17 protein-coding genes are annotated in these 20672 nt (G+C 40.6%); 2 read left to right on the top strand and 15 right to left on the bottom strand.

The window, feature by feature from the left end; all coding sequences use genetic code 11:
* Positions 1 to 119: 119 nt before the first annotated feature.
* The 10 genes from L8T27_RS02950 to pepF all read right to left on the bottom strand — a co-directional run bounded on the left by L8T27_RS02950 (position 120) and on the right by pepF (position 12269).
* Positions 120 to 869 (bottom strand): LytR/AlgR family response regulator transcription factor, encoded by a 750-nt coding sequence (locus L8T27_RS02950; protein ID WP_237940712.1) that lies wholly within the window; start codon positions 867 to 869, stop codon positions 120 to 122.
* Positions 866 to 2533: a sensor histidine kinase gene (locus L8T27_RS02945; protein ID WP_233316357.1), complete on the bottom strand. Its 1668-nt coding sequence runs from the start codon at positions 2531 to 2533 to the stop codon at positions 866 to 868. Before L8T27_RS02945 ends, L8T27_RS02950 begins: the two co-directional genes overlap by 4 nt.
* Before the next feature lie 134 nt (positions 2534 to 2667).
* On the bottom strand, positions 2668 to 3588 hold the full coding sequence (gene opp4C, locus L8T27_RS02940; RefSeq protein ID WP_233316356.1) for an oligopeptide ABC transporter permease: 921 nt from the start codon (positions 3586 to 3588) through the stop codon (positions 2668 to 2670).
* A 12-nt stretch (positions 3589 to 3600) separates the two neighbouring features.
* Entirely contained in the window at positions 3601 to 4563 is a 963-nt protein-coding gene (locus tag L8T27_RS02935; RefSeq protein WP_233316355.1) for an ABC transporter permease, read from the bottom strand.
* 229 nt (positions 4564 to 4792) lie between these two features.
* Positions 4793 to 6526 carry a peptide-binding protein gene (locus tag L8T27_RS02930; RefSeq protein ID WP_233316354.1) on the bottom strand — a complete coding sequence of 578 codons (1734 nt, stop codon included), beginning with the start codon at positions 6524 to 6526 and terminating at the stop codon, positions 4793 to 4795.
* A gap of 85 nt (positions 6527 to 6611) precedes the next feature.
* Entirely contained in the window at positions 6612 to 7616 is a 1005-nt protein-coding gene (locus tag L8T27_RS02925; protein ID WP_233316418.1) for an ABC transporter ATP-binding protein, read from the bottom strand.
* A 24-nt stretch (positions 7617 to 7640) separates the two neighbouring features.
* On the bottom strand, positions 7641 to 8612 hold the full coding sequence (locus L8T27_RS02920; RefSeq protein WP_233316353.1) for an ABC transporter ATP-binding protein: 972 nt from the start codon (positions 8610 to 8612) through the stop codon (positions 7641 to 7643).
* Between the two features lie 773 nt (positions 8613 to 9385).
* Positions 9386 to 9559, bottom strand: coding sequence for a hypothetical protein (locus L8T27_RS02915; protein ID WP_233316352.1), 174 nt, complete (start codon positions 9557 to 9559; stop codon positions 9386 to 9388).
* Positions 9560 to 9726: 167 nt separating this feature from the next.
* Positions 9727 to 10341 (bottom strand): acetate uptake transporter, encoded by a 615-nt coding sequence (locus L8T27_RS02910; protein ID WP_237940711.1) that lies wholly within the window; start codon positions 10339 to 10341, stop codon positions 9727 to 9729.
* Positions 10342 to 10457: 116 nt separating this feature from the next.
* A complete protein-coding gene (gene pepF, locus L8T27_RS02905) occupies positions 10458 to 12269 on the bottom strand; it encodes an oligoendopeptidase F (protein ID WP_237940710.1) in 1812 nt (603 codons plus the stop codon).
* Between the two features lie 191 nt (positions 12270 to 12460).
* Here pepF and L8T27_RS02900 point away from each other — a divergent pair, with 191 nt between their 5' ends.
* On the top strand, positions 12461 to 13621 hold the full coding sequence (locus tag L8T27_RS02900) for an endonuclease (protein ID WP_237940709.1): 1161 nt from the start codon (positions 12461 to 12463) through the stop codon (positions 13619 to 13621).
* Positions 13622 to 13656: 35 nt separating this feature from the next.
* On the opposite strand, the gene sspO is transcribed toward L8T27_RS02900, so the two are convergent.
* The 4 genes from sspO to L8T27_RS02880 form a co-directional block, all read right to left on the bottom strand.
* Complete coding sequence (gene sspO, locus L8T27_RS02895) at positions 13657 to 13791, bottom strand: small acid-soluble spore protein SspO (protein WP_233316348.1); 135 nt, start codon at positions 13789 to 13791, stop codon at positions 13657 to 13659.
* A 71-nt stretch (positions 13792 to 13862) separates the two neighbouring features.
* The gene (locus tag L8T27_RS02890; protein WP_237940708.1) at positions 13863 to 15074 is read right to left on the bottom strand and encodes an MFS transporter; all 1212 of its coding nucleotides are present in this window, start codon (positions 15072 to 15074) and stop codon (positions 13863 to 13865) included.
* A 228-nt stretch (positions 15075 to 15302) separates the two neighbouring features.
* Positions 15303 to 15524, bottom strand: coding sequence for a YdbC family protein (locus tag L8T27_RS02885; protein ID WP_233316346.1), 222 nt, complete (start codon positions 15522 to 15524; stop codon positions 15303 to 15305).
* Between the two features lie 366 nt (positions 15525 to 15890).
* Positions 15891 to 18260 carry a polyprenyl synthetase family protein gene (locus L8T27_RS02880; protein ID WP_237942229.1) on the bottom strand — a complete coding sequence of 790 codons (2370 nt, stop codon included), beginning with the start codon at positions 18258 to 18260 and terminating at the stop codon, positions 15891 to 15893.
* Positions 18261 to 18529: 269 nt separating this feature from the next.
* On the opposite strand from L8T27_RS02880, the gene L8T27_RS02875 reads away from it, so the two are divergent.
* Entirely contained in the window at positions 18530 to 19933 is a 1404-nt protein-coding gene (locus L8T27_RS02875) for an MFS transporter (protein ID WP_237940707.1), read from the top strand.
* A gap of 273 nt (positions 19934 to 20206) precedes the next feature.
* Here L8T27_RS02875 and L8T27_RS02870 read toward each other — a convergent pair whose 3' ends face one another.
* Positions 20207 to 20602, bottom strand: a complete 396-nt coding sequence (locus L8T27_RS02870) for a VOC family protein (protein ID WP_237940706.1) — start codon at positions 20600 to 20602, stop codon at positions 20207 to 20209.
* Positions 20603 to 20672 lie beyond the last annotated feature (70 nt).

The raw sequence follows: 20672 nt of genomic DNA, 5'->3' as shown, positions 1-20672 counted from the left end.
CCTATATAAAACTCTTAACTTAAGATTTAAGCGTTTTCTTTATAGGAGGATTATACCTCCGAAACTATTCATAAAATCGTTTTCAGAATGAATTGCAAAGATTTCGGAATGAATTGCATTTATAGCTGCATAATTTGTCGGAATTCCTTTACCTTGCTTCTGCTTACAGGCACCTCTCCTTTAATGTCTTTTAATCTTAAAATATACGTATGATTAAACCAAGGGACAATCTCATGGATCTTTGTAAGATTGACTGTATACGAGCGATGGCATTTAAAGAACAAATCTTCAGGAAGCTTTGCATGAAATTCTGAAATACTCATCGGCATCATATATTCATCTGTTTTCGTATAGACAATCGTCACCTTCTCACTTGCAGAAGCATAGTAAATATCGTTCACATCTGTTACGATAATATTTTCATTTTTACGGAGATTGATTCTCCTGCTGGCTCCTTGATCTGCAGCAGGCTCCTTTTCTCCCTTGTCAACCTCTTTGCCATAGTCCTTCTCAAAAGCTGTCTCCAGCTTTCTCAGCATTGCGGCAATTCTTTTTTCATCATAAGGTTTTAAAATATAATCGAACGCTTCAAGCTCAAAAGCTTGCGCTGCATGCTCCTTATAGGCTGTCGTAAAAATAATATACGGCTTTTTTGCAAACAAACTGATATTGCCGGCAAGGAGCATGCCATCAAGTGATGGGATATTGATATCAAGAAATATCGCGTCTACTTCCTCCTCCTGTAAAAACTTAAGGACATCAAGCCCATCCTCAAAAGCACCAACAATTTCAATACCACTATGTGTTTCGATTAAATATTCCAGCTCTTCTTTTGCTGGAATTTCATCCTCTACAATTATTGCTCTCATTGTTTCTCCTTTGTTATGTCAAAATATACTTTTGTACCAGGATTCAATCTTTCAATCACAAGTCCTTTTCCATAAATCAGCTTCACTCTTTCATGCACATTGGAAAGACCTATTTGTTTGGATGACATTTCGCCGCGGTACAGCTTATCAATGATTTCCTGTTTAATTCCTTCACCTGTATCCTCCACACTGACCCTGATAGTTTCCTCTTTGTCCTCAACTGAAATAGTGATAAGGCCAGGTGCTTTTCTTTTCAATATTCCATGGACAACGGCATTCTCAACCAATGGCTGGATAAGAAGGCTCGGCACTTTAATGTGAACATCATCTATATGGTATTCAACTTGCAGCTTGCTGCCAAACCGAGCCTTTTCAATATCGATATAATCCTGGACTTGCTGTAAAGCAAGATGAATGTCAATTAATTCATCTCCTACCTCTAAGTTATATCTCATATATCCAGATAAACTGATTATCAATTCCCGAGCTTTTTCGGGATTTCGTCTTGTAGTTGAAGCAATTGCATTTAACGCATTGAACAAAAAATGTGGATTGATTTTTGTCTGTAATGCCTTCAATTCAGCTTTATTGGCTGCTTCCTTTATTTGTTCGACTCTGGAAACCTCCATTAATGTAGAAATTATTTGGGCAAGCCCAATCGCCATCGTTTGAAGTGTATGAGTGATAGTATATGCTTTGCGGTAGTAAATCTTTAATGTACCAGTTACCACTCCTCTTTCTTCAAGAGGGATGATTAGCAAACAATGAATTTGCGGTGTATGATGGTCTGCAATATTATTGCGGATTGTTATCTTGCCGCTGCTTATCGTTTCCTTCGTTAAGCCACTGATAATTTCATGTCCGTTTTTATATTTTTCTTCACCAAAGCCGACATATGCAAGAACATCCATCGTATCGGTGATAGCCACAGCATCTGCTTTAATCTCCTTCTGGATAATCTTGCAGATCTTATGAAGCGATTCACTGTTGATAGACCGAAAATACGGCAAGGTTTTGTTAGCAATACCTAATGCCAGCTGTGCCTGCTTTGCAGCAATTCTCTCTTTCTCTCCTTCAACACTCGCAATCATCAAGACGATAAAGCCAATGCTGACTTGTCCTAATATCATCGGCAGAGCGATTTTAGCAACAATATCCACACCTAGAGAGAACGGTTCTGCCATCACAAGAATAAGCACCATTGTCAGCATTTCGCAAATCATACCAGCAATGATTCCGTATACCCATCTCTTTTGTTTCTTTACACGGAAATAAATAATGCCCGCAACAATCCCTGCCAAAATGCTTGTTATTAAACAAGGCACAGAGGTGACCCCGCCTATATCAATTAAATAACGATGAACACCTGACACAATTCCAGTGATGATTCCGACCCACGGTCCAAATAAAATCCCGCCGGACATAACTGCAATAATGCGGATATTAACAATCGAACCTTCTACCTCGATTCCCGAATACGTGCCAAACAAAGCGAAGGCGCAAAATATGATCGTAATCAGCGTCAATTCTGTTGGAGAATGATTTTCCTTCTGCAATGTTTCCTTAAATTTCGGCACTCTTGATAAAAAAAACAGCGTAATAAGCAGTAATGCTGCCCTCTCAATTAATTGAATGAGCATTTGAATTTCCATTGACGCATACATCTGTAATCCTCCTCTTGATGCCATTATGTTATGTATGTATTTTCTTCTATTATATATTAGCAATAAACAAGGTTAGCTTCATCTGTTTCCAGATAAAAGAAAAAACCTGCCAAATCATTAGCAGGTTTTCCTCATTAACGCTTATTGCTTTTTGGATCAAGTGCGTCACGAAGACCGTCTCCAATAAAGTTGATGCAAAGTACCGTGACAAATATACAAAGTCCTGGCGGTATCCATGCTTCAGGGCTGTTCCGTAAAATACGGATGCTTTGTGCTTCAGAAATCATATTCCCCCATGTTGGTGTTGGCTGCGGTATTCCAAAACCGATGAAGCTCATGGCAGATTCAATGATAATATAAGTTGCCATCATCAATGTAGCGTTAACTACAATCGGCCCAATAGCATTCGGAATAAAATGCTTAAAAATAATGCGGAAATCGCTTGCGCCGATTGCCTTTGCTCCTTGAACAAATTCCTGCTCCCTCAAGGACAAATACGTTCCCCTGATTATCCTCGTTAAATTCGGCCACGAGGTTATCGCAATGATTGCAACGAAGCTGCCGATTGACACCTTTGGCATAATAGAAACTACTGTTAAAGCAATAACGATAAATGGAAGCATCATGATGATATCAGCGATACGCATGATGATCGCATCAACAATTCCGCCATAGTAGCCGGCAATGGAGCCTAACAGCACACCAATTACTAACGTACAAACCATCGCAGAGAATCCTACGATAAGAGAAATTCGTCCTCCATATAATAGACGAGCAAGATTATCCCTTCCTGAGCCATCATTGCCGAGCGGGTGATCAGCGCTTGGTCCCCGTTCAACCAACAGCAAATTTGACTTAGTTGGACTTTGGTCTGTAATCAGCGGTGCGAAAATGACGGCAAGGATAATAATCGTTAAAACAATAACACCAAGCACTGCTAATTTATTCTTTAAAAATCTGCCGAGTGCAATCTGGCCAGGAGTTTTACTTTTTTTATTTTCTACCTTTAAAGGTAAGTTTGGTTCTGTTTCGATCGTTTGTTGTTTCAGTTCCATTGTTCATTCACCTCACTCGTATCGAATTCTCGGGTCAACAAGACTGTAGCCGATATCTGCCAGCAGATTTCCCAGCAATGTAAAGAAGCCGATCATTAAAGCAATGACCATGATGACAGGATAATCCTTGCTGGAAATAGAGTTAATGAACAATGTCCCAAGACCAGGATATTGATATACACCCTCTGTAATGATGGCTCCCCCTAAAATGGCGCCAATCTCAAATCCAAGCAATGTCACAATCGGAATCAAGGCATTTCTTAATGTATGCTTGTACAATACTGTATTTTCTGTCATTCCTTTTGCTCTGGCTGTACGGATATAATCTCCTGACAGCACATCGAGCACCTCTGAGCGCATATAGCGAGTATATGTAGCCATTCCACCTAAACCTAATGTTAATCCAGGCAGGATTAAATGATGGATTTTATCCCAGAAAAGCTCTGCTCCTTGCAGATTCGGACTCGAGACCGTTCCTTGTGACGGGAACCAGCCGAGCTGGATGGCGAAGAAATAAATTGCCACCAAACCGAAGAAGAAACTCGGAATAGCAAGCCCAAAAAAGCTGAAGGTTGTTACTGTGTAGTCAAGTATTGAATATGGTTTTCTTGCTGAGTAAATCCCGATCGGAATGGAAAATAAAATCGTAATAAATAAAGAAAAGGTTCCTAGCGTGAGTGTATTGCTAACTCGTGATTCAAGCAAGTCAGTTACTTCACGTCCCTTATACACAATTGATTCCCCAAAGTCCCCCTGAAGCATATTTCCTAACCAGCGGAAATATTGCACATAAATTGGGTCATTCAACCCTAAAGCTTCTTTTTGCTGTTCATATACTTCTGGGTCTACATTCGGATCAAGCTTTCCAGTAAAGGGATCGCCAGGAGCCGCCTGCATTAAGCCAAACACGATGACAGTCAAAGCGAATAGCATTGGAATGAACACTAATACGCGACGAATAATATACTTATACATTGCTCCCCCTCCATTTCTTATGATGTAAATATAAAGCTGCTAAAGTTGCAGCCGGATTGAACCATTATTTGGTTCATTTCGTACAGACCGCAGCACCACACGAAATGAACCAAATTAACAAGAATTTAAAAGGGGCTTTCTTTAAGGAACAGGCCCCGCATATAAGTAAATTTCCTGTTAATATGCGGAATTTCCCAAAATACGAAAGCCCCATCTAATTAACCTTTAATTACTCAGTCACACTCCATAAATGTGTGTTGTTCAAGAATGAGTACGGCAATACATCTATGCCTTGAAGACGTTTGTTATGCGCCCATAAGCTGTTTTGAGCATACAGGATTAATGCTGGAAGATCTTCAGAGAACTTCACTTGCCATTCGCTGTATTTCTCTTTTCTGTAATCCTGTTCAAACGCATCTGGTGGTGTAAATGCGTCTTTTAACAGCTGTTCTGCTTCAGGGTTATTCCAACGAGAATAGTTGTAAGCAGCATTAGCAGACCATAAGCCGCTCGGATCTGGGTCTGTGCTGTCTAAGCTCCAGCCAAGCAAGTATAGATCCCAATCTTGTGCATTCTTTTCTAGGTCTTCAAAGTATGCAGCAGCTTGTTTTGGCTGACGCAAGTCAATTTTGATTCCGACAGCTTCAAGATATTCTTGAATGATTGGTGCTGATTTTTCACGAATTTGGTTTCCTAATGGATAGTTCAGGTTCAACACCCACTCTTTTCCATCTGGATCTTCACGGAAGCCGTCGCCATTTGTATCTTTATAGCCTGCTTCATCTAATAGTGATTTTGCTTTTTCTGCATCAAATGCATATTGGTTAGGCTTTGTATCATCATATGCCCAGAATTGTGTTGCGATAGGAGAGTTTTGAATTACCCCTTTGCCGTACAGCAATCCGTTGATGATCGCTTCGCGGTCAACAGCATAAGCAATTGCCTGACGGACTTTTTGATCGGATAGCTTCGTATTTTCTGTCCATTTTGATGGATCGATAGATGTGTCGCCTTGTTCACGATGGTTAACCATCATACCTAATACTTGGTAACCGAAATCTGGCTGTTCAATAATTTCAACATTTTCATTTGCAGCAACTGTCTCATAATCTGCAGCCTGGATACCAGTTGGATCTGCTACAAAGTCCACTTCACCGCTTTCAAGCATACCTAGGATGACAGATTGGTCTACAACCTTCCACACGATGCTGTCAAGTTTAGGTGCACCTTGCCAGTAGTCGTCGTTTTTCTCTAAAACATATTGCTCGCCTTCTACAACGTCCGTTAATTTAAATGGACCAGTACCAACAATTTTGCCTGCTTTTGTTGTGCCTTCAGCTTTTGGCATGTCAGCAATGGCAACATCTTTAAAGATATGCTCAGGAATGATTGGGAAGCTTGAATCAGAAAGGGCCAATACATTCGGCTCAGCGAATTTGAATGTTACAGTGTGGTCGTCAACTGCAACAACACCTTGGAATTCATCTGTTTTGCCAGTAGAGAAATCCTCATAGCCTAACAGTCTTGAAACATATTGTGTACGCAGACCGCCAGCCTCTACATAACCAGGGCTTGCAATCGATTTGTATGTAAATACAACATCGTTTGCTGTGAATGGCTCGCCATCATGCCATTTCACGTTTTCTTCTAAGTGGAATGTCACTTCTGTTTGGTCTTCGTTAAATTCCCAGTCTTTTGCTAATTTCGGAATAAAATCAAGGTTCTTATCTTGTCCTAATAATCCTTCATGCGTTAAAGTTAAGATATTGTTTTCATATGCATCAGCATAGAAAATTGGGTTGAATAAACCAGCAGGAGCTGTATCCATCGCACCAGTTACCGTGCCTCCATCAACTGCTTCGCCAGGCTCAGAATTCGTGTCGTCGCTTGAGTTGCTGCACGCCGCCAAGATCCCGAATATTAAGGTAAAGCCTAATACAAGTAACCAATTTTTCTTTTTCAACGTCTTTCCCCCTTAAAATAATTATCTGTAGAAAAAGCAAACCAAACTCAAAATCGACACACCACCTCCTTAAACGGCAGAATACTCAGTCTTCCTTCGTGTATAAGTGACAAGCAACGAAGTGGCCTTCTGACACTTCCGTCAAATCAGGGCGCACGATTGCACATCTTTCATGCGCTTTCGGACAGCGTGTTCTGAATGTACAGCCTGTCGGTGGATTGGACGGGCTTGGCAAATCCCCTTTGAGGATAATCTTTTCTCTCTTTCTTGTTACATCCGTTGTCGGAACTGCGGATAAAAGCGCCTGTGTATATGGATGAAGCGGTGTTTCATATAGACCTTTTTTCGGTGCCAATTCCGCTATCCTTCCTAAATACATGACTGCGACACGGTCACTTATATGTTTAACAACACTCAAATCATGGGCAATAAATAGATAGGTTAAATTGAATTCTTCCTGAAGATCTGCCATCAAGTTAAGCACCTGTGCCTGAATGGAAACATCTAATGCAGAAACTGGCTCATCACAGACAATGAATTTAGGATTCAGCGCTAGTGCTCTCGCGATGCTGATCCGCTGTCTTTGTCCACCGGAAAACTCATGAGGATACTTCGATTTCGCATCTGCCCGAAGCCCTACCTTCTCAAGTAAGCTGATTGCTTTTTCTTCCCGCTCACGTCGGTTTAAGTTCGTCTGAACTAGCAGCGGCTCTTCAATCAGCTCTTGAACACTCATTTTTCCATTTAATGAGGCAAATGGATCTTGAAATACAATCTGCATATCCTTTCTAATGGGGCGCATCTTTCTGTTGTTTAAAGTTGAAATATCCTTATCTTCAAAGACAATGCTGCCTTCTGTCGGATCAAGGAGTCTTAGAATAACTCGTCCTAGCGTAGATTTTCCAGAGCCTGATTCACCTACAAGTCCAAGCGTTTCCCCTCTGATAACATTTAATGAAATATCATCGACCGCCTTAACGTTGCCAACTGTATGCTTTAGGACTCCGCCCTTAATTGGAAAGTATTTTTTTATGTTTTTCGCTTGAAGTATGTAATCCTCTTCTGTCTTTTTTCGTAAATCTTGCTCCATTAATGACATAAAATTTTATTCCTCCTATTCATACAGGTAGCAGCGCACCTTATGGTTTTGTTCCACATCTAGAAGATTAGGATTGCTAACACGGCATTTATCCATTACATGTTTACAGCGGTCAGAAAAGCGGCAGCCAACAGGAAAATCATAGGCAGGCGGTACTGTCCCTTTAATAACACCAAGTCTGCTTACGTCATCCTCTAATTTCGGCAAACTTTCCAGAAGTCCATTCGTATACGGATGCTTCGGCTCAATGAACATCTTGTTTACTTCCGCCTGTTCAACAATCTGTCCGCCATACATGACCATGACCCTGTCAGCATATTCAGCTACGACACCTAAGTCATGCGTTATCAGCAGTACTGCCATGTTGAACTTTTTCTTCATCTCATCTAACAAATCAAGAATTTGCGCTTGAATCGTTACATCAAGAGCGGTTGTCGGCTCATCGGCAATCAGCAGCTTCGGCTCACATGAAATGGCAATAGCAATCATCGCACGCTGACGCATCCCTCCGGAAAGTTGGTGAGGATATTCATTAATTGTCTCTTCAGCCCTTGGGAAGCCGACAATTCTTAATAGCTCAACGGCTCTGATTCGCGCTTCTTCCTTTGAGACTTTTTTATGCTTGCGAATTGTTTCCATAAGCTGATTTCCAATCGTGAAGACTGGATTTAATGCGGTCATCGGCTCTTGGAATACCATGGCAATCTCACTGCCCCGCAGCTTTGCCATCTGTTTGTTAGAAAAGGGGACAATATCCTCGCCGTTAAAGCGAATCTGCCCTCCCTTAATTTTTCCCGGCTTTCCGACGAGCTTCATTATAGACAGTGAGGTTATACTTTTGCCTGAACCTGACTCACCAACCAGCGCCACTGTCTCACCAGGATTTATAGAGAAATCAACGCCATCCACAGCTTTTGCAACTCTGTGTTTATCTACTTGAAAATACGTTTTTAAACCTTCCACTTCTAATAACGCATGTTTAGTCATATACTCACCTCTGCTAAAATCCTTGAATTAATGTGTTTTAAGTTTAATTTCTTGGGTAGTAATAAATTGGTAGGATGAAATCTGATAATCAATTTTGAATTGAGGGAACTTTTTAATTAAAAAAATTATTCTGAAAATAGAAACCGTTTTGATAAATAATATAATACCTTTCTATTATTCTTGTAAAGACAAATTTTTCAGAAAAATAGATTTTTTGTAGAATCATCTAGGTTTTTAGTAGAAATCCCCACTGTTTTCCTCCATTTCTACTATTGTAGATACAACTCTCTAAAACGAAATACAGTATACAAATATAATAACTATTCTAAACAGCTATCCATTCATGATTTAAATCCTGCGCAACTAACAACTAATATAATTATAGTGAAAACTTGATGTAACTGAACGAGAAACAAAAATCGACAATTAATAAAGACAATTGTTTCTTTAGGGTGGACAACAAATGCCCACAACTAAACCGATAAAATATATTGATATAACAATAAAACTCCTACTAAAATACCATTTAGTCTTTCTAAACTTAAAATAATTAAATTATCCTTTTTATATATTAAAAAAGAAATTTAACTATAAATACGTCCAAACATTATTAAATATGTGTAAAAAAACGTTCAGGTGAATAATATTATTCCTTTTTATTGTTATCTATTTAAATGATTAACGGGGAAAAGGAAGCCAAAAAAGCCTCCTTCATAGATAGGGGGAGGAGATAGTTTTGGATTATTGCAGTATGTATGTAAACTAAGAGATGATTATCGGGACATAAGCTTATCCATAATATCATCGCTAAGCTCCTTCATGATTTCCTGTTGTGAAATGAGGTCGGCGTCCTTCATCATCTGCAAATAAAGAGCCGTTTGCAGCAGCAAAGATTTTGCTTCCTCTTCCGAAAGGTCTTTTATGTTTTTTTGAAGCTCACTAATCATATATACCTCCATCATCAGCATGTCACTATATCGCCAATTACTTATTTTAACGAAATATTATAGAATTTTCCATTAGAAATGCCAACAAATCCTCTAGGTATTGCTTTAATATAGATAAATTATTTTGAGAAAAAAAAGAGCCTATAGATAGACTCTTTTTCGTAATCTTATTTAAAAACGCCAAAAGGTTTTCCGATTGGCAGTACCGTTTTTCCAAAATGAGTATTCAGCACAATCGCGCCACATCCATAGAAGGATAACAGGGCAATACAAAGCTCTGCCACACCTGCAATCATATGTGTCACTTCATACATCACATCAAAAGAACTTAAGGACAATCCAATAAATAATATATCAATAAAAACAAAGATAAAGAATAATACCTTGTGTGTTTCCATTGCCCCAATTGTCATGAAAAGGCTGAAAATTAAATAGCCGATAAATGCAAAGCCCAGCTGTTTAGGGTCAACATTTTGCGCCAATACCTCGCCAAACGCTCCAAGTTGGATTAACCAGGAAAAGCCTACGCCAAACCAGAATAGACCAAATGCTGCAAAAGCAGTTGTTCCAAAAATATTATTATGCTTCGCATCAAGCAAAGCAGCGATCAATTGAGCCAATCCACCCAAAAAGAACGCCCACGGCAGAATAAAAGATAACCCTTCTGTTAAACCAAGTTTTTGTGAAGATGCCACCAATGTCACCATTGCCAGACCGAATAGTCCAAGTGCAGATGGATCTGCCGTCACCATTTTTACTTGGGTATAGTTCTTGTTGCTCATAAATTCCTCCTATAATAAAAAAACATACTTATGTAATGTATAAGATTAGCAGGAGTGTGTCAATCCTATTTTTCATAAAAAAACATCCTTGCAATAGTTGCAAGGATGTTCAAACTTTAATAAAAGTTTTGTTCGAGTTCATCTATTAAGCTGCCAACATAAGCAACCGCTGTACTGATAGGTTCAGGTGTCGACATATCTACATTTGCAAGCTTCATTAATTCAAGAGGTTTTACTGTTCCCCCTGCCTTAAGAGCCGCAAGCCAACGATCTACAGCAGGCTGACCCTCTTTTTGAATCATTAACGCAGCAGCAGTGGAAGCTGTCAGACCTGCTGAATACGTATACGGATAAAGACCCATATAGTAATGCGGCTGGCGCATCCAAGTCAATCCTGCTCCCTCATCCAACTCCACACTGTCGCCCCAAAATGCTGCAAGCAGCTCGAGATTTTGTTCACATAACAGTTTGGCGGTTATCGGTGTTCCTGCTTCAGCAAGTTCATAAATACGGCGCTGCAGCTCTCCCTCCAATATATGTGTCACAAAATTATGGTAGTATGTCCCGAGTGATTGGAGAATAACCCAACGACGCATTCTGTCATTATCCGATTTTTCTAAAATATGTCTGCTGAGCAGCATTTCGTTCATGGTTGACGGTGCTTCCACAAAATAACGTGATGGACGTGTATTAGAAATGGACTGATTCTGTCCTGCCAAAACGAAATGTCCTGCATGTCCGAGCTCATGTGCAAGAGTAAATGCATTTCGCATGGAATTATTCCATGTCATCATAATATACGGATGTGCTCCATATGGACTTGAACAAAAGGCGCCAGATCGCTTGCCAATATTATCTGCTCTGTCTACCCAGCGGTTCTCCAGTCCTTGTCTCATAATTTCTGCATAATCCGGCCCCATTACCTGCAGTGCTTCAAGCACAAGCTCTGCTGCTTCATCATATGTCACTTCTGGATTAAAGTCTGAATCAAGAGGAGCTTTTAGATCACTGTACAGCAATTTATCAAGACCTAGTGCTTGTCTTTTTAATGCGGCGTAGCGGCGCATATGAGGAGCAAGCTCTGTTAATATTGTGTCAAGCTGGTTATGGTACATTTCCTTTGTTACTTGCTGTTCAAATAACAGCATATCTGTAACAGAATCATAGTTACGCAATCTGGCTTCAACCACTTGCTTCTTCACTTCTGTTGCATATGTAGCTGCATATGTATTTTTGTACTGATTTAATGTTTGAATGAAAGCGTCATAGGCATTACGGCGAATTTCCGTATCAGGCGACTCCTCATACTTTGCATATAAATTAAATGTTAAAGGATACTCTGTTCCATCTGCTGTTGTAAAAGATGAGAAGCTCATATCTGATGTTTTGCTGCGCTGGTAAATCATATAAGGAGCTTCATGAATCTCACTGTATGCAGCTAAGGCTTCCTCTGTTTCTGGGGAAAGTATATGAGCTTTTGCCTCAAATAAATCCTCCAGTGTTTTTTTGTAATCCTGCAACCCGCTTTCTTGATTCATAAACTCACGGACTTTCTTCTCCGATAGAGCAAGTATTTCTGAATCAATAAAGGAATTATTTGCGCGTGCAGCAGCATAAACAGATGCCGCAATCGCCTCATTTGCTTGATTATTAGGGTCTGTCCCATCGGCGGATTGAAGCAAGCTTGCATATGTAAGTACACGGGAAAGCCGTTCAGATAATGAATCCCTTTCAAGAAGGCACTGAAGTAAATTTATCGCACTGTTTCCAAGACTTCCTCTATATTCAGCAAACTTTTCCATGTCTTGGGTAATAGCATCGAGCTCCATTTTCCATGCTTTTTCACAAGGAAATAAATCGGTTAAGTTCCACGTTTCTTCAACAGAAACATCCTTCCTTGCCAGCGTCTTACCTTGCAGCTTATTCATGTAAGCTTCTCCCCTTTTTCATATATTTCGCCATTCGAAACGAATAACTTTATTATATAAGAAAACTGTAAATTTTCAAATAATTTACTAAATTAATTTATAATAGCAAATTCTTTACACTTTTCTACAACTTACTCCATATAAACATGTTATTTTATAAGAGCATTTAATTTTTGTATGGGAGGCAGAAAATGAAAAAAAGCTCAAAAATTTTTGTTTTGCTTGCAGTAATCGCTGCTATAGCGGTGTCGTCTTATTTCACAGTTTCACCGAGAGCAGCCACTCTTTCCGTAACGAATGCAATTAAAACTCAAAACGGGTCAGTTCAGACAGTAGAAGGTTACATAGTCGGAAAGCCCATTTCAGCTTCCTCCATTCAGACGAGCAGCTTCTCTGACGATTATGCCCTAGCACTCGCAGACAGTCCAGCAGAGAAAGCAACTGGCTCCATGCTTTATGTTCAAATTCCCTCCTCCTTTCGAGGAAGCTTTGGACTAAAAACGAATCCGGAATTAATTGGCACGAAAATAAAAGTGACTGGCAGCACTGCCGCCTACTTCTCTCATCCAGGTTTAAAAAATGTAACAGCTATGTCAATAAGTGCTGCAGGGGAATTGCCCGAAGAGCCTGAAGAAGATACAGGAAGCACACCTACACCTTCTGAGAACTATGAAGGTTACTATAACAGTGCCTCAGGTAAAACTGGCGAAGCTTTAAAAACTGCTTTACATGAGATTATTGATGATCATACAGAGCTTTCCTACAGCGCGGTTTGGGATGCGCTGCGTCATACAGATGAAAACCCTAACAACAGCAATAACGTCATTCTGCTTTATACAGGCAGATCGCAAAGCAAAACGACTAACGGCAGCGGTGTCGATTCATGGAACAGAGAGCATGTATGGGCGAAATCCCATGGTGACTTTGGCACAGCAATGGGAGCAGGAACAGATCTGCATCACTTGCGACCTACTGATGTTTCCGTTAATTCATCACGTGGCAACAAGGATTTTGATGATGGAGGAACTGCCCAAAAAGAAGCGCCAGATACATATGCTGACAGCGATTCTTGGGAACCGCGGGATGAAGTTAAAGGCGACATTGCACGTATGATATTTTATATGGCTGTGCGCTATGAAGGTGATAGCGGCGAACTTGACTTAGAGGTAACAGAAAGTGTGAATAACGGTTCTGCCCCGCTCCATGGCAAACTGTCCACATTGAAGCGCTGGAACGAACTTGATCCTGTTGACGATTTTGAAAGAAACAGGAATGAAGTAATTTATCAAGATTATCAGCATAACCGCAATCCATTTATTGATCACCCTGAGTGGGTAGAAGTTATTTGGTAAAAGCAAAACGGGCCGGCAAACAGCGGCCCGTTTTGTTATTGACGTTTTTTTGTTTTCTTATTATTAAGCTTTTCTGCTGCAGACAATGGTTCATTTGCGAATTCATGGTCGTAAGCTTTTGAAAAGTTCCCTTTTATGTCTTCTTGCTTATCACGTTTTTTTGTAGTCATAATCTTCACCCCCAAAGCTTATTGTACGTAACAAATTTTATTATTATGTACAGCATAAGCAGTGGGTGCGATTATCCTTTACCATGCATGACTTTTTTAAATACAGTCTGCTTTAGGCTGTCATCCTTCTGATAAGCAATCGCTGCTGCTGCCAGAAGCATAACGCCTGTCAAAATGAAAACACTATATGCAGGGAAAATACCTCCTAAAAATCCACCAACCATTGGACCAATCATACCGCCAATTTGGTTGGCCGTCTGGTTCAAACCAAAAGCTCTGCCGCGGAAATCCTCTGAAGTTGATCTAACGACAAGTCCGTTCAATGCAGGGAAAACGGCGCAGAAGAAAATGCCGAAGATAAAGCGGGTAATGGAAAAACCCCAAATATCTTGGAAAATGATTTGCGAAAATGTGCCTAATCCGCCTCCAAGGAGGCCGATAAATAATATTCTGTTGAAGCCGATCTTATCAGCCCATTTCCCCCAGTACGGAGCAAACAATACACTAGCTATCCCAGGCAAAGAGAAAACAACCCCCGCAAGCAAAGAAGCATTTTCTTTAGAGCCGCCAAGATCAACAATGTACAGCGGCAAAATAGGTTCAATCGAAAGGATTGAGCAAGAAGTGACGACTGTCAACAGCATGACAAGCATAAGCGGACGGTTTGACCACGCAACCTTAATGTCATTTTTGACAGAGCCCTTTTCCTTGCTAGGCTTGAAATTCTCTTCCTTCACCAAAAATATAATCAGGAATGTTGCAAGGAAAACGATGAACCCAGCACTCGCAAATGCCAGCCTGTTGCCGACTAGCTCTGAAAGCAGTCCGCCAAGCAGCGGACCGACTATTCCTCCTGTAGCACTTGCGGTGGAGATCATCGATAAAGCGTAACCTACTTTCTCTGTCGGTGTATTCGTCCCGACTAAAGCAATTGCCCCTGGAATAAAGCCGGAAAGAAGCCCTTGCAATATTCGTAAAACCAATAACTCATATGGGTTAGTCACAAAAGCAGCTAATGTGTAGATAATAAATAAAACGAAGCCTGCTCTGACTATCATTGGCTTTCTGCCATACTTATCTGCTATCCTGCCCCAAAACGGCGAGGAAAGCGCTCCTGCAAAAAAAGCCGAACTGAACAAAATGCCTGCCCATAATTCTGTATGGTCATGAACATTAATCTCCAGCAGGAAAATCGGCAAAAACGGGATGACCATATAAAAACTCGCTGCCGTAAAAAACACTCCGACCCATAAAACAAGCAAATTACGCTTCCACCTTAACATGCCGTTCGCGCTCCTAAGCTGCATCAGAGTATATCCGATGAGTAGTTTCAATATTCTCAATAATAACATATATAGGAATTACTTTCATTCCCGAAATTTATGTTTCACGAAGAAAAGGCTGCTGCAATGGTTACTCTGCCTACCTTTAGAAGCTTTTCAACTATTTTGTGAAAATTTTTCGTGTAAAAAAAATGTACAGAGCTGTCTGTACATTTCCCTTACATAATATTATAACTCTGAATCCTGTAAAGCCTTTTTCAGTTTCAATACCTCGTCCAAATCAAGGGTAACCCCCTTGCCCATTTTCTCATGATTTGGAGCCCAGTCCCGAATATCGTACTTCGGTTCCCTTCCATTCCAGCTAATTAGATTCAGCTCTTTCGTCCAGCCTTTCGGCGATTCAGACAGGACTGTAATATGCTCGGTGATTTCAAATTTTATCTCTGCCACAAAACTACCTCCTAATATGTATATGAATGCTTAAATTATTTAACATATATATTCTTATATTATATATCTTCTGTAAAGATTTAGGCGCTTATTTACATGCAAATAAAATAGGCGGGCTCTTACCCGCCTAAGAAAAGGTTGTCCTTGGCTTTAATGACGCATTGTCAGCACAATAAATAAATAGTAGAGTATCCAAACTAAAGAAGGAAGAGCTTCAGGAAACATCATTTATTCCCCCTTCCTTTTATTATTAATACATCATATGTTCACCTCTACTGTTTTGTAAGCGTATTCCTATAGTTTTTCGACTAATTTTTTAAAAATAGGTTCAAAAAAAAGCACTCTTGGAAGAGTGCTTTGCAGCCTTTAACGATCTCTATTTACAAAGTAGTCTAATAAGTGCTTTAGGAAAGCCGGATTTCGGGGGGCCTGTTCTAATGACTCCACAGCAAGGCAATAATGCTCCCACATTGCTTTTTTCGCTCCTTCAATCCCGAGTATAGATACAAACGTTGTCTGGTTGTTGTCTGCATCAATGCCAGCCTGTTTGCCAAGCAAACTAGTATTACCTTCCACATCAAGGAGATCATCCTTAATTTGAAAAGCGATGCCTGCATGGTAGGAGAATTTTTTCCAAATGTCCATTTCCGCTTCACTTGCTTGTGCAAGTATAGCCGGCATCAATAAACAAACCTCAAATGCCATGCCTGTTTTGTAAAAACTCTTTTTGTTCAATTCCGCAAGAGTCAGCTGTCTACCTTTCGAGTCAAGATCCATCGCCTGACCTTTACACATATCCGCCGTTCGTTGAGATGAATATTTAATCAGCTGCAGTACTGCCCGCGAATCGAAGGAGTCGATTGAGGTCTGCTCCTCAACTGCCTTTTGTGTCAGAAAAAGGCCCGTCAATTCAGCAACCGCCGTATTAGCAACTTGATGCAATGTTTCCTTCCCTCTGCGAATATTGGCATTATCCTGTGACGGCAGATCATCAAAAATCAATGATGCTGTATGCATATATTCCAAGGAACGCAATAGCGGCATCAGTGCTTTATCGTCCAAGCCATAGCCTTGTGTGCCCATAAACCATGTCATAATTGGTCTTAACCGTTTACCATCGCCAATAAGACTGTAGTTCGCCCCATCAGTAAGAGGCTCATGATGCGGACCGTCAGCTGATTTTGTAATCGCAAGTGCGCTGTTAATTTGACCTCGGACCTCTTTAACCTTTTCAAAAAACTCCTCCCGCTCCCTCTTATCCCTTTGGAGATTTTCAACCATATGATCTCTTAAAAGCTTATCAAAGAAATCAACATCATCAGCCTTCTTGACCATCTTTTGAATGAGACGATTAAACTCTGGCATACGAGAGGCAAAAAGCTCCATTGTTTCATTATATTTATCATTGCCCCACTTTTTCTTAAACCGTTTCAAGCCATTAATGGCCCTGTCTAATATGACCTCACATGTCTTTTTATCTGAATGATAGACGTTGTGAATCAAATGGGATATCACTGTCCAATACAATTCATACGGATTGACTAAGTCAGGGCGTACAGTATGATGCTTCATATAATACGTATACGGAGTCACAGCTCCTTCCTGCCAGTCATCAAACATATCAGCAAAATCATCTGCAAGCTGATTGTATATACCATAGAAAAACGACCGCTTTTCAAAGCCTTCTTCAAGCTCCGCACTAATCACAGACCTGACAATCAGCCGTGAAGACGCAGATTTTAAGATGACTGGAATAAACAACTCTTCATTTGTATATTCGCTGTTGGAAAGGTCCTTGTCACGATCAATCTCCTGTGAATGGAAAAACACATATGCCTGCTCTAAAAATGGCTGAATCGTTTCTTCACGCTGATTGGTCTTAATATATTCAAATGCTTCCCGCAGTTCAGTATGAACATATGCAATCAATTCTGCATTGGCACCAGACCAGTCACCTAATTCAGGCACACTGCCTGTTGTCAGTGCCGTACGGATTAAACCTGCATATCGTCTTTCCTCATCTGGCGACAATATCTTCGCATCGAAAAGGTCATCAATAAACGGATAAGTTAAGCCATAAGAGTAACCAAGCCTAATTGCTTCTCCAAGTCTTTGGGAGCGGACAGCCTGAGCAGTATCTTCAGGCAAATCGTCAAGAACATGCATGATAACACCAGCAATAATTTTGATGAGCTTGCGCTGTGCATTTGCTGCATCCATTCCCTCTGGAATATGAATGGAGACGGACTCAAGCTTAGCCATAAGCCAAATCATTGTCGGTTCTATTCCTTCCTTTTCCGCAAACCGGTATAAGCCAGCCATGCTGAATACCCCGATTTTTTTATCATTACTGCCAGTGAGATGCTTTTTTAAACTTTCAACAGAGCGACTTATGCCTCTAAGCGTTGCCTGTGATTCTAAAGATTTGCCCAAGTCCCTCATATAGAGGTAGGAAATGCTCCGATCGAGATAATTATCAAGCTTGCCTGTGTGCTTAAGCCACTGAATATAGGGCAGATATCCTGACGGTGATTGTTTGCCCTTGCTTCTTGAAAAAAAGGAGAAAAGAGAAGGATGGTGAATATGATTATGCTTCCATTGTTGAATATCATTAGTGAGGATAGGAATAAAAGCCTTTTTTGCAACCTGCCCATAAAGCTCCTGAAAATATAGAGACGCCTTTTGCTCCTCTTTAGAGAAACAAACCTCGGCATTAATTGTAAACTCCTTATTCATACGGTAAAGTACCTCAAATCTTTTCATTTAGCTATCTACTTAATAATATAGTACTAGAAAAACAGGTTTATAACCAGAAAGGAGTACCTAGCAAAAATACCCGTTTTGTTAGGGGTGAATTGAAAGCCTTACCATATCCAGACTATGTAAAATTCATTGCTTCGCTATAGCTTTTCGCTATATCCACTTATCTAAATTAACAGTTACTCTATACTTGCTTTAACATGCTATTATACAAGCACAATCTTACATAACAAGGAGAACAAAGAATGACAACAAAATCAACTACGCTTAAAACACGCAGCATCAACCCGTCTGATGTAATTGCGGCAAGCAAGTTCAATCGCTTTCATTTATTAGTTTATTTATGGTGTGTATACGCAATTGCATTTGATGGTTTTGATATAGCCATGTACGGTGTTGGCCTGCCATTAATGATGGAGGATTTTAACCTGACACCTGTCGAAGCAGGAGCTGTCGGGAGCTATACCCTTGTCGGAATGATGCTCGGTTCCTTCATTCTCGGTCCTGTAGCTGATATTATCGGCCGGAAAAAGGTGCTGGCAATCTGTATGTTCCTGTTCAGTGTATTTACACTTGGTTCTGGATTGGCACCTTCGGTTACTATCTTTACAATCATGAGATTCATCGCATCAATCGGAATGGGCGGACTGATGCCAAATGTTATTGCTATGATGACCGACTATTCCCCTAAGAAAAATAGAGCATTAATTGTTGCAACAATGTACTGCGGTTATTCTGTCGGAGGAATCTTAGCATCGCTGCTGGGCATGTACTTGCTGGAGGACTTCGGCTGGAGAATATTATATTGGCTTGGCATTCTGCCATTATTCACATTGCCAATTTTCATGAAGAAATTCCCTGAATCAGTATCGTACTACTTATTGCGCAAGCAAAATGACAAAGTAGCAAACATCTTGAATCAAGTAGACCCAAACGGCAATTATCAAGCAACAGATAACTATGTAAGTACAACAGGAAAAGAAGCCGAAAGCGGCGCACCAATCAAAAAGCTGTTCTCAAACGGCCGTGCAATCAGCACATTCGCTTTCTGGATTTTCGTAGTCTGCAGTCTCTTAATGGTATCAGGCCTAAACACATGGCTGCCAAAAATCATGCAGGAATCCGGCTATGGCTTAACATCCGCCCTTTCCTTCACACTTGTGTTAAGTGTCGGCCAAATTATCGGCTCATTGCTTGGCGGCTATCTCGTTGACAAAATCGGCCATCGCAACGTGTTAGTATCCATGCTGCTGATCGGCGCAGTCTGCTTCGTTGCATTAAGCCTGACATCAAATGTAATCCTGCTGTACGTATTAATCGCACTAGGAGGAGCTTGCACAGGCGGAACCCAAAACCTGGCAAACCCGTATATTTCTGAGTTTTATCCGAAGGAAATCCGCTCTACAGGAGTCGGCATAACAGTAGGATTCGGCCGGATTGGCTCCATTCTTGCCCCGACCGTTATCGGCCTGCTGCTGGCAACAAATCTCGAACCGAAAAGCGCCTTTATGGCTTTTGCGATTCCGAGCATTCTTGGAGGAGCTGTCCTATTATTGGTGAGAGAGAAATACGGCAGCTTCGACCGACTCGGTGCTGCATCGCGTGATAATGTGGTGTTAAAGGTGACAGATGAGGTTGGGAGCAGATAGGCAACAGATGAAGGCAACGGCTAGTTCGTTGCCTTTTTTTATTACATATTTTTTAAGCTTAGCTATTCTGACTAAATGTTAAAAATTACTTGTCCTGCCACTTAGTAATATCCACTACCTAAATTCACCATCGAATCCCGAGCTGCTATGTCCCATTTTTGAAAAGCAGCAACCCCCATTAATGAAGCTCCAAAAATTCACACCAATAAAAAAACCCATAAAGCAAATAAAGTTACCTCTATCCGCCTTATTGGAGCAGCAATTTTTATTATTTTATTTTGCATTTTCATCTGGCTGATGAATCCCAAAAATATTCCCCTCTGTATCCTTATAATAGCCTTGCCAAGCCATTCCAGGCAGGGCGTATTTCGGCAAAGCAACCGCGCCGCCATTTTCGAGAATGATTGCTTCAGTATGATTGTAATCTCCTACTCCCATCGTACAGGCAAAGCCGTTTAAAGCTTGATTTCCTTCAGGAGCTGAACCTTGCCGCTGCACTAGTGCTCCATTTATTCCCGGCTCTTCCTCTGTCCCTGTTACTGCTCCAAAGTAAGGCATTCCTGCATATCCCGTCCAATCCTGAAACGTCCAGCCGAAGACCTCTCCATAAAACTTCTTTGCCCGCTCCATATCACTTACATGAATCTCGAAATGTACTAATCTTCCCATGGTTTCCTCCTAGGTATATTAAAAATGAGACTGCTATTATTAATTCCGTATTTCTTATAATTTTTCCTAT

The organism is Niallia sp. Man26 (assembly GCF_022049065.2).
Lineage (GTDB): Bacteria > Bacillota > Bacilli > Bacillales > Cytobacillaceae > Niallia.
The sequence above is the reverse complement of the archived record's forward strand: the minus strand, read 5'-3'. Positions and strand labels throughout refer to the sequence as shown.

Excerpts from the sequence above, each read along its gene's own strand:
- pepF (WP_237940710.1), bottom strand. The coding sequence starts at position 12,269 with ATGAATAAGCTGCAAGGTAAGACGCTGGCAAGGAAGGATGTTTCTGTT.
- L8T27_RS02920 (WP_233316353.1), bottom strand. The coding sequence starts at position 8,612 with ATGACTAAACATGCGTTATTAGAAGTGGAAGGTTTAAAAACGTATTTT.
- L8T27_RS02870 (WP_237940706.1), bottom strand. The coding sequence starts at position 20,602 with ATGGGAAGATTAGTACATTTCGAGATTCATGTAAGTGATATGGAGCGG.
- L8T27_RS02910 (WP_237940711.1), bottom strand. The coding sequence starts at position 10,341 with ATGAGCAACAAGAACTATACCCAAGTAAAAATGGTGACGGCAGATCCA.
- L8T27_RS02880 (WP_237942229.1), bottom strand. The coding sequence starts at position 18,260 with ATGAATAAGGAGTTTACAATTAATGCCGAGGTTTGTTTCTCTAAAGAG.
- opp4C (WP_233316356.1), bottom strand. The coding sequence starts at position 3,588 with ATGGAACTGAAACAACAAACGATCGAAACAGAACCAAACTTACCTTTA.
- L8T27_RS02945 (WP_233316357.1), bottom strand. The coding sequence starts at position 2,533 with ATGTATGCGTCAATGGAAATTCAAATGCTCATTCAATTAATTGAGAGG.
- L8T27_RS02915 (WP_233316352.1), bottom strand. The coding sequence starts at position 9,559 with ATGATTAGTGAGCTTCAAAAAAACATAAAAGACCTTTCGGAAGAGGAA.
- L8T27_RS02875 (WP_237940707.1), top strand. The coding sequence starts at position 18,530 with ATGACAACAAAATCAACTACGCTTAAAACACGCAGCATCAACCCGTCT.
- L8T27_RS02935 (WP_233316355.1), bottom strand. The coding sequence starts at position 4,563 with ATGTATAAGTATATTATTCGTCGCGTATTAGTGTTCATTCCAATGCTA.
- sspO (WP_233316348.1), bottom strand. The coding sequence starts at position 13,791 with ATGACTACAAAAAAACGTGATAAGCAAGAAGACATAAAAGGGAACTTT.
- L8T27_RS02890 (WP_237940708.1), bottom strand. The coding sequence starts at position 15,074 with ATGTTAAGGTGGAAGCGTAATTTGCTTGTTTTATGGGTCGGAGTGTTT.
- L8T27_RS02900 (WP_237940709.1), top strand. The coding sequence starts at position 12,461 with ATGAAAAAAAGCTCAAAAATTTTTGTTTTGCTTGCAGTAATCGCTGCT.
- L8T27_RS02950 (WP_237940712.1), bottom strand. The coding sequence starts at position 869 with ATGAGAGCAATAATTGTAGAGGATGAAATTCCAGCAAAAGAAGAGCTG.
- L8T27_RS02925 (WP_233316418.1), bottom strand. The coding sequence starts at position 7,616 with ATGGAGCAAGATTTACGAAAAAAGACAGAAGAGGATTACATACTTCAA.